Source organism: Flagellimonas alginilytica (assembly GCF_042134605.1).
GTDB lineage: Bacteria > Bacteroidota > Bacteroidia > Flavobacteriales > Flavobacteriaceae > Flagellimonas > Flagellimonas alginolytica.
Genome location: NZ_CP169638.1, coordinates 1,938,917 through 1,948,654 on the forward strand (window position 1 = coordinate 1,938,917; position 9,738 = coordinate 1,948,654).

Here is a 9,738-nt window from a genome sequence, read left to right on the forward strand (position 1 = left end):
TTGGACTGCACTGTCTTCATCGCCAGAACCGAAGACAAGAACAATACTGTCATCTGTGCAGCCCTATTAGTTGTTTTTTTCAATGGTTAAATCTACATAGCCTCGGGTAAAAAATGTATGCCTATTTGATGTATGCGGTGTTTGGATTTATGAATGACCTTTTTGAGTTTATAGGTGTCCGAATAAGTGGAATTTTAATTTGGATTATTACCCCAATTTGAACCAAAGGGGAATACTAATTTGGTAGTTCCTTACCATCTTAAGCAGAATGACAAAGTTCATTATGCCCATTTTCAATCAATTTTGAACCAAACTTGAATTTTTTATCCGGCATTTTGGCTATAAAATGTCCTTTAAAATCAATGGTAGTTATATTGCTGAAATAGCCCAGTACATCTTCATAATCGTTGATATTGATACCTGAATTTTTCAAGTTTTTGTGGATTGACGATCTTTTAGAACCAGCTTCCCAATCACCATAAACTCTTTTATCCTTTGATTTAATGATTAAAACTTTCAACTTTTTTAAGTGCCAAGTGGGAACGTAAAAATTGGATACCCCATCTTTTATTGATTTGAAAGTGACATAAACCTTGCCCACATTCTTATATACATTTACCTTATATCCCATTGCAGCATTGTTCAAGGGGAGTTTTAGACAAGAGTCCTCCGATTCCAGATAGAATAATATAGGATTGTTCCGCAATATGGTTTCGGTTATCTGGGGTACGTCCAAAGTAAAAGACCATCCCGGTAACTGTTCTCTAATATCAAAAGATAATAGTTCCACAGTGTTCGGCGTCGAAGGGCGATAAAGTTTATGATGGCTCTTGATCATTGTGTTGGATTTATTGATTAGGTAAATGGGATACCCAATGATTACCGCAGCGCAAAGAAGTGTCCAAATAATGGTTAATATATGCATGTCAAATGTTTTATTTTAAAACTTGGGATTTTTTTCATCCCTAAATAACAAATTAATAATGAGTCTTTTGTGTGTCAATTTACGTATGGGTGTTTCCAATTGACGTATGGGAATTACTCGGTATAATGGTGTATTTTATAGACGAAATACAACAATTGCTTGCACCCCAGTCGAGACCAGGTCAATTAAAGCCTGCCACCAAATAATATATATGAACTCGTATAGCCATGTTTAAAGGATTTATCCTTCTATAGGTTCTCTACGCATTTATGTAATTTATTTTTTGTCGGTCTTTTCAATTTGGCCGATTACACCCATTACATCATAATTGGCTATTTTTCGTGTACTATAGTTTCTTTTTATATGGTTGATATAAGTGTGGATTTCTAAGGTGTAATAGTTTTCAAGCTCAAAAACAGGGTCCTTGGCAATTTCAAGACTGCTGTTCACTTTCATTTTTCCGTAGGACCTGGCATGGTAAACTATTTTGTGGTTGTTGTTCTCATTGTCCATCCACTCAATGGTCACTTCGATGAAGTCATCCATTCGCTCCTTCAGTTTATAAGAAGCGTGTTTTGGTATTTTTCCAAATTCGTATTCTGATTTTACCAGGTCTAAAATCCATTTTTCCAAAAATTTCCCTTTCATCGTAGATTATGTTTTAGGTGTTCTGATTTGGTCCCACTTCTGGGTTTATTGGTTCAATTAATAATGTTTGAGGTTTAGGTAGCGTTTCTAGATTCTGTTCGAACAAACATGAAAGTTTGATACATGTTGATTAGTGGCAACCGAAACGCTAGGGGAGGTTGGTAAGTAATTTCGATAGTGTTGATCAGGTTTAACATTTCTCATTTAAATACAATTAATCCATATCAAAGATTTTTTTATACCAAGTTATGGCATTGGTTCTTGCAATTATTCTTTTGTTATTGTCTTCAAAATCGAATCCATGGCCCACACCCGTATAAATCTTAAATTCTACGGGCAAGTCCTTTTCTTGTAAAAGATTTATCTGACAAAGCGTATTTTCGCTCAGATATCCTTCTGACGGAATTTGATAGAGCATAGGGGCGTACGGTTGAAATATATTCCCTTCCAAGGCGTCTTCACTACAGGGACTTTTACCATAGTAGTTGAATGCCCCAGAACCACCGTAGTAGAAAACCCCACCGGCAAAACCTTCAACAGGCATGGGTTCGGGAGGAATTACACCAGAGTTGGTGTCATAGGACTGGCCATCAAAGGTTTGTTTCCACTCCCACCCTTCTGGAGTAATAGCTGTATCGTACAAGGTGGATGCCACGGCACTTGCGCCATCAGAAAAACCCAGCAACGCGATTTGTTTTTTGCGAAATGTGTACCGCCCATCACTGAACTTAACTTCCTGTACTAGTTTAAGGACCGCATTCGCATCCCTTGGTCTAATAAATTGGGAGCTGATCTTAAAGTTGTCCGGAGCGGTGGTCCATTTTCCAGTCCTTGTTTTTACGCCACGCCCGGAATAACTATCTACAAAAACAGCTGCAATACAATTGCTGTTAAGTAGGTTTTTCCATTCCGTAAATTGCCCTGACATTTGGCCTTTGCTAGCATCATGGTCCAACCACATACCATCAGAACCATGGAGTACCATGACCGCGGGATAATCTTCCATATCACAACCTTTGGGTATTGAAATGTAAACAGGTATGGAAGCATCCCCAACCTTGGTATACACTAGAGTATCTTTTGATTCGCTTTTTAGCACTACGGGTTCATTGTTCGAAGGTTGCCCAAAAGGATTTCCATCTTCACTACAAGAGAAAAATACTAAGATGGTTGTAGCCGAAAGGACAATCTTGAAATTTTTAATAATCTTTTTCATTTACTAAAGTCTTTAAGTGTTCGTTCAATAGGTACAGGAGCAATTTGAAATTCCTTGAAATAAATCTACCCCTAAGGTGATTACATGGGTTCCCTGTGAATACCCTAAAATTTCATTGGCTATGATTTGGTAGCTATATCCAAAGTAGAAATCACCTTTTTTGAGGCCTATCATTGGAGCCAAATAAAGGGGACTACCCAGTTGATCGTTCAAAAAGCGATAGGTAAAGCCGGCATAATAGTAGTCCAAGAAGTCATACCATTTAAATTTGGTATTTACGTCGGTGATCGATCTGCCATCACTTTCAAAATATTGAAAGAGTACAGAAGGTTCAATTTCAAAATCTGCCCTTCTGTTTTTCCTAAAACTATACCCAGAATAGAGGTAATAGTTTCTCAACGTATTTGGCTCAAGAATAGGGTTGAACTTATTAAAGTCCTTATTGAAAATGTTGGACACATTCAGGCTCAAATAAAATTCCCCCCGCCGGTATAATGCTCCAAGGTCAAAATTAGGGTTGCTGGAAGCTCGGTCGTCAGTTACCGCAAAATCAAGGTCTCCGTCTTCAAAATTTTCAATATCAATACGAAATTGGTTCAGGTTAAAGGAAAGGGCTAGCGAAAGATAATTTCCTTCATATTTATCCAAGGTCAAATGGTGTGCAAAGGCAATTTTTGCACCACGTTGCTTGGTTTCCCCGTTGGAATCGTTGTACATCAACAATCCAATCCCCGACCTGTTGCCCAACCGAACATCTGCAGATAGCGACTGGGTATCAGGAGCATCCCTTATTCCAACCCATTGTGTGAGTCCGTTCATCCTAACCTTTACAAAGTTTCCGATGCCCGCATAGGTGGGAGACATTATAAAAGGATTGTCCGCTAGGTATTGGGACAACTGTGGGATGGTCAGCTCCTGTCCGTAAGTGTATATAGTGCTCATCAACATTGCATAGATTAGAGTTTTTCTCATTGTATTATCATGTTTAACGGTATAGGGTAAAATTCCCTACGTATTCTCGTCCGGTACCATCGTTCAGTTTAACAATGTACCAGTAATCTCCAGATGGAAGAGGTCTGGATTCGTAGGTGCCGTCCCAACCTTGGTCCAGAGGCCCTATAACCCATATTTTCCTTCCATATCTATCAAAAATGTATGTTTCAATATCGGGGAACCCTGCTGTATTCCTAGGTTTCCAAAAATCATTTTGCCCATCATTGTTGGGAGTGAAAAAATTCGGAATGGTTATTTCCATCAAATTCATTGTTGTACTTTCAAAAACATCACAACCATTGCTGTCCACAACCCTTACGGTAAAGGTTCCGCTTCGGGTAATGGTATAAGTGTTGGAATCAGTTCCGCTATTATCTTCAAAATAATAGGTATAAGGCGCGGTACCTCCAGTAACATTTGCAGTAATCTGATTCACATATTCGCTGGTAAGCGATAATTCCAATGGTTCAAAGCTTTCAACCTCAAATGGAATCTCACCCATACAACCATTGTTGTCCATTATGAATAAGCTATGGTCGCCAGGGCTGATATTCTCAAAATCAGGGCTTAGAGTAAAATCATTCGGATCAGTGGAGTCTAGCGCATAGAGCACATCATTGCTCACTGATGGGTCGGCTAAAGTCACTGTAATGCTGTTTGATGGAAGGTTAGCATCACACGAATACATTACATCAACCGAACCACCAAGATTAGCTCCGCCAGGTTGAATACTGAAACCTGTATTGGTTTCACAACCCGTGTCATCAATTACGCTCATTTCGTAATTTCCAGGAGACAGATTGTCTATGGAGAAAGAATTTGAATTGAAAACCATTGGCTCCATATTGTTAAGTTGAACAGTAACAGGTAAATCTGCGTTTCCAATGGTTACAGAAACGGAGCCATTATCACTTTCCCAACAGGTTTCATCCTCAACATTAATGGAAACACTAAATCTAGTTATGGTTACCTCAAAACTCTGCTCTGCATCCGGACAATTCCCTTGCCCAGGACTAAACACAAAAATGGTCTGAGATGTGTTTATTACATCCCCTTCAAACAATGGTGTTCCTGTACCACCATTTCCAGTAAAGTAGTTTCCATTCGTTAATTCAGGCAATGTATAGGAATCACATACTTGTACATCGACTGGAGCATCTGCATCGGGCTGGTCTGTGATGGTGACGGTCACGGTCGCTGCGTCCGCGGGGCATCCCCCGGTTGCCGGGATGGTGTATGTGAAATCGTATATCCCCGGGCCGATTGCTGAGAAGTCCACGTCCGTAGGGTCGGAAAGGTCTGCGCCCGAGGCATCGTCATCGTTCCATGTGCCTCCCGCATCTGCGCCCCCAAGTGCTGCGAACAGGTCCGCATCTGCGCCCCCAAGTGCTGCGAACAGGTCGGTCGATGCCCCGTTGCCGGTACATATGGCAATGGGCGCGTCTGTCCCCGCGAGGGGCTGGTCTGTGATGGTGACGGTCACGGTCGCTGCGTCCGCGGGGCATCCCCCGGTTGCCGGGATGGTGTATGTGAAATCGTATATCCCCGGGCCGATTGCTGAGAAGTCCACGTCCGTAGGGTCGGAAAGGTCTGCGCCCGAGGCATCGTCATCGTTCCATGTGCCTCCCGCATCTGCGCCCCCAAGTGCTGCGAACAGGTCGGTCGATGCCCCGTTGCCGGTACATATGGCAATGGGCGCGTCTGTCCCCGCGAGGGGCTGGTCTGTGATGGTGACGGTCACGGTCGCTGCGTCCGCGGGGCATCCCCCGGTTGCCGGGATGGTGTATGTGAAATCGTATATCCCCGGGCCGATTGCTGAGAAGTCCACGTCCGTAGGGTCGGAAAGGTCTGCGCCCGAGGCATCGTCATCGTCATCGTTCCATGTGCCTCCCGCATCTGCGCCCCCAAGTGCTGCGAACAGGTCGGTCGATGCCCCGTTGCCGGTACATATGGCAATGGGCGCGTCTGTCCCCGCGAGGGGCTGGTCTGTGATGGTGACGGTCACGGTCGCTGCGTCCGCGGGGCATCCCCCGGTTGCCGGGATGGTGTATGTGAAATCGTATATCCCCGGGCCGATTGCTGAGAAGTCCACGTCCGTAGGGTCGGAAAGGTCTGCGCCCGAGGCATCGTCATCGTTCCATGTGCCTCCCGCATCTGCGCCCCCAAGTGCTGCGAACAGGTCGGTCGATGCCCCGTTGCCGGTACATATGGCAATGGGCGCGTCTGTCCCCGCGAGGGGCTGGTCTGTGATGGTGACGGTCACGGTCGCTGCGTCCGCGGGGCATCCCCCGGTTGCCGGGATGGTGTATGTGAAATCGTATATCCCCGGGCCGATTGCTGAGAAGTCCACGTCCGTAGGGTCGGAAAGGTCTGCGCCCGAGGCATCGTCATCGTTCCATGTGCCTCCCGCATCTGCGCCCCCAAGTGCTGCGAACAGGTCGGTCGATGCCCCGTTGCCGGTACATATGGCAATGGGCGCGTCTGTCCCCGCGAGGGCTGGTCTGTGATGGTGACGGTCACGGTCGCTGCGTCCGCGGGGCATCCCCCGGTTGCCGGGATGGTGTATGTGAAATCGTATATCCCCGGGCCGATTGCTGAGAAGTCCACGTCCGTAGGGTCGGAAAGGTCTGCGCCCGAGGCATCGTCATCGTTCCATGTGCCTCCCGCATCTGCGCCCCCAAGTGCTGCGAACAGGTCGGTCGATGCCCCGTTGCCGGTACATATGGCAATGGGCGCGTCTGTCCCCGCGATGGGCTGGTCTGTGATGGTGACGGTCACGGTCGCTGCGTCCGCGGGGCATCCCCCGGTTGCCGGGATGGTGTATGTGAAATCGTATATCCCCGGGCCGATTGCTGAGAAGTCCACGTCCGTAGGGTCGGAAAGGTCTGCGCCCGAGGCATCGTCATCGTTCCATGTGCCTCCCGCATCTGCGCCCCCAAGTGCTGCGAACAGGTCGGTCGATGCCCCGTTGCCGGTACATATGGCAATGGGCGCGTCTGTCCCCGCGAGGGGCTGGTCTGTGATGGTGACGGTCACGGTCGCTGCGTCCGCGGGGCATCCCCCGGTTGCCGGGATGGTGTATGTGAAATCGTATATCCCCGGGCCGATTGCTGAGAAGTCCACGTCCGTAGGGTCGGAAAGGTCTGCGCCCGAGGCATCGTCATCGTTCCATGTGCCTCCCGCATCTGCGCCCCCAAGTGCTGCGAACAGGTCGGTCGATGCCCCGTTGCCGGTACATATGGCAATGGGCGCGTCTGTCCCCGCGAGGGGCTGGTCTGTGATGGTGACGGTCACGGTCGCTGCGTCCGCGGGGCATCCCCCGGTTGCCGGGATGGTGTATGTGAAATCGTATATCCCCGGGCCGATTGCTGAGAAGTCCACGTCCGTAGGGTCGGAAAGGTCTGCGCCCGAGGCATCGTCATCGTTCCATGTGCCTCCCGCATCTGCGCCCCCAAGTGCTGCGAACAGGTCGGTCGATGCCCCGTTGCCGGTACATATGGCAATGGGCGCGTCTGTCCCCGCGAGGGGCTGGTCTGTGATGGTGACGGTCACGGTCGCTGCGTCCGCGGGGCATCCCCCGGTTGCCGGGATGGTGTATGTGAAATCGTATATCCCCGGGCCGATTGCTGAGAAGTCCACGTCCGTAGGGTCGGAAAGGTCTGCGCCCGAGGCATCGTCATCGTTCCATGTGCCTCCCGCATCTGCGCCCCCAAGTGCTGCGAACAGGTCGGTCGATGCCCCGTTGCCGGTACATATGGCAATGGGCGCGTCTGTCCCCGCGAGGGGCTGGTCTGTGATGGTGACGGTCACGGTCGCTGCGTCCGCGGGGCATCCCCCGGTTGCCGGGATGGTGTATGTGAAATCGTATATCCCCGGGCCGATTGCTGAGAAGTCCACGTCCGTAGGGTCGGAAAGGTCTGCGCCCGAGGCATCGTCATCGTTCCATGTGCCTCCCGCATCTGCGCCCCCAAGTGCTGCGAACAGGTCGGTCGATGCCCCGTTGCCGGTACATATGGCAATGGGCGCGTCTGTCCCCGCGAGGGGCTGGTCTGTGATGGTGACGGTCACGGTCGCTGCGTCCGCGGGGCATCCCCCGGTTGCCGGGATGGTGTATGTGAAATCGTATATCCCCGGGCCGATTGCTGAGAAGTCCACGTCCGTAGGGTCGGAAAGGTCTGCGCCCGAGGCATCGTCATCGTTCCATGTGCCTCCCGCATCTGCGCCCCCAAGTGCTGCGAACAGGTCGGTCGATGCCCCGTTGCCGGTACATATGGCAATGGGCGCGTCTGTCCCCGCGAGGGGCTGGTCTGTGATGGTGACGGTCACGGTCGCTGCGTCCGCGGGGCATCCCCCGGTTGCCGGGATGGTGTATGTGAAATCGTATATCCCCGGGCCGATTGCTGAAGTCCACGTCCGTAGGGTCGGAAAGGTCTGCGCCCGAGGCATCGTCATCGTTCCATGTGCCTCCCGCATCTGCGCCCCCAAGTGCTGCGAACAGGTCGGTCGATGCCCCGTTGCCGGTACATATGGCAATGGGCGCGTCTGTCCCCGCGAGGGGCTGGTCTGTGATGGTGACGGTCACGGTCGCTGCGTCCGCGGGGCATCCCCCGGTTGCCGGGATGGTGTATGTGAAATCGTATATCCCCGGGCCGATTGCTGAGAAGTCCACGTCCGTAGGGTCGGAAAGGTCTGCGCCCGAGGCATCGTCATCGTTCCATGTGCCTCCCGCATCTGCGCCCCCAAGTGCTGCGAACAGGTCGGTCGATGCCCCGTTGCCGGTACATATGGCAATGGGCGCGTCTGTCCCCGCGAGGGGCTGGTCTGTGATGGTGACGGTCACGGTCGCTGCGTCCGCGGGGCATCCCCCGGTTGCCGGGATGGTGTATGTGAAATCGTATATCCCCGGGCCGATTGCTGAGAAGTCCACGTCCGTAGGGTCGGAAAGGTCTGCGCCCGAGGCATCGTCATCGTTCCATGTGCCTCCCGCATCTGCGCCCCCAAGTGCTGCGAACAGGTCGGTCGATGCCCCGTTGCCGGTACATATGGCAATGGGCGCGTCTGTCCCCGCGAGGGGCTGGTCTGTGATGGTGACGGTCACGGTCGCTGCGTCCGCGGGGCATCCCCCGGTTGCCGGGATGGTGTATGTGAAATCGTATATCCCCGGGCCGATTGCTGAGAAGTCCACGTCCGTAGGGTCGGAAAGGTCTGCGCCCGAGGCATCGTCATCGTTCCATGTGCCTCCCGCATCTGCGCCCCCAAGTGCTGCGAACAGGTCGGTCGATGCCCCGTTGCCGGTACATATGGCAATGGGCGCGTCTGTCCCCGCGAGGGGCTGGTCTGTGATGGTGACGGTCACGGTCGCTGCGTCCGCGGGGCATCCCCCGGTTGCCGGGATGGTGTATGTGAAATCGTATATCCCCGGGCCGATTGCTGAGAAGTCCACGTCCGTAGGGTCGGAAAGGTCTGCGCCCGAGGCATCGTCATCGTTCCATGTGCCTCCCGCATCTGCGCCCCCAAGTGCTGCGAACAGGTCGGTCGATGCCCCGTTGCCGGTACATATGGCAATGGGCGCGTCTGTCCCCGCGAGGGGCTGGTCTGTGATGGTGACGGTCACGGTCGCTGCGTCCGCGGGGCATCCCCCGGTTGCCGGGATGGTGTATGTGAAATCGTATATCCCCGGGCCGATTGCTGAGAAGTCCACGTCCGTAGGGTCGGAAAGGTCTGCGCCCGAGGCATCGTCATCGTTCCATGTGCCTCCCGCATCTGCGCCCCCAAGTGCTGCGAACAGGTCGGTCGATGCCCCGTTGCCGGTACATATGGCAATGGGCGCGTCTGTCCCCGCGAGGGGCTGGTCTGTGATGGTGACGGTCACGGTCGCTGCGTCCGCGGGGCATCCCCCGGTTGCCGGGATGGTGTATGTGAAATCGTATATCCCCGGGCCGATTGCTGAGAAGTC

General features: G+C 51.4%; 5 protein-coding genes. All 5 read right to left on the reverse strand.

Annotated features, from left to right (window positions below):
- Nucleotides 1-259: 259 nt before the first annotated feature.
- On the reverse strand, nucleotides 260-925 hold the full coding sequence (locus tag ABTP35_RS08570; RefSeq protein ID WP_293297265.1) for a hypothetical protein: 666 nt from the start codon (nucleotides 923-925) through the stop codon (nucleotides 260-262).
- A gap of 276 nt (nucleotides 926-1,201) precedes the next feature.
- Nucleotides 1,202-1,573: a hypothetical protein gene (locus ABTP35_RS08575; protein ID WP_293297263.1), complete on the reverse strand. Its 372-nt coding sequence runs from the start codon at nucleotides 1,571-1,573 to the stop codon at nucleotides 1,202-1,204.
- 214 nt (nucleotides 1,574-1,787) lie between these two features.
- Nucleotides 1,788-2,789, reverse strand: a complete 1,002-nt coding sequence (locus ABTP35_RS08580) for a hypothetical protein (RefSeq protein WP_293297260.1) — start codon at nucleotides 2,787-2,789, stop codon at nucleotides 1,788-1,790.
- Nucleotides 2,790-2,813: 24 nt separating this feature from the next.
- Nucleotides 2,814-3,761 carry a type IX secretion system membrane protein PorP/SprF gene (locus ABTP35_RS08585; RefSeq protein ID WP_293297258.1) on the reverse strand — a complete coding sequence of 316 codons (948 nt, stop codon included), beginning with the start codon at nucleotides 3,759-3,761 and terminating at the stop codon, nucleotides 2,814-2,816.
- A 2,280-nt stretch (nucleotides 3,762-6,041) separates the two neighbouring features.
- Entirely contained in the window at nucleotides 6,042-8,228 is a 2,187-nt protein-coding gene (locus ABTP35_RS08590; protein ID WP_375334175.1) for a hypothetical protein, read from the reverse strand.
- Between the last annotated feature and the right edge of the window lie 1,510 nt (nucleotides 8,229-9,738).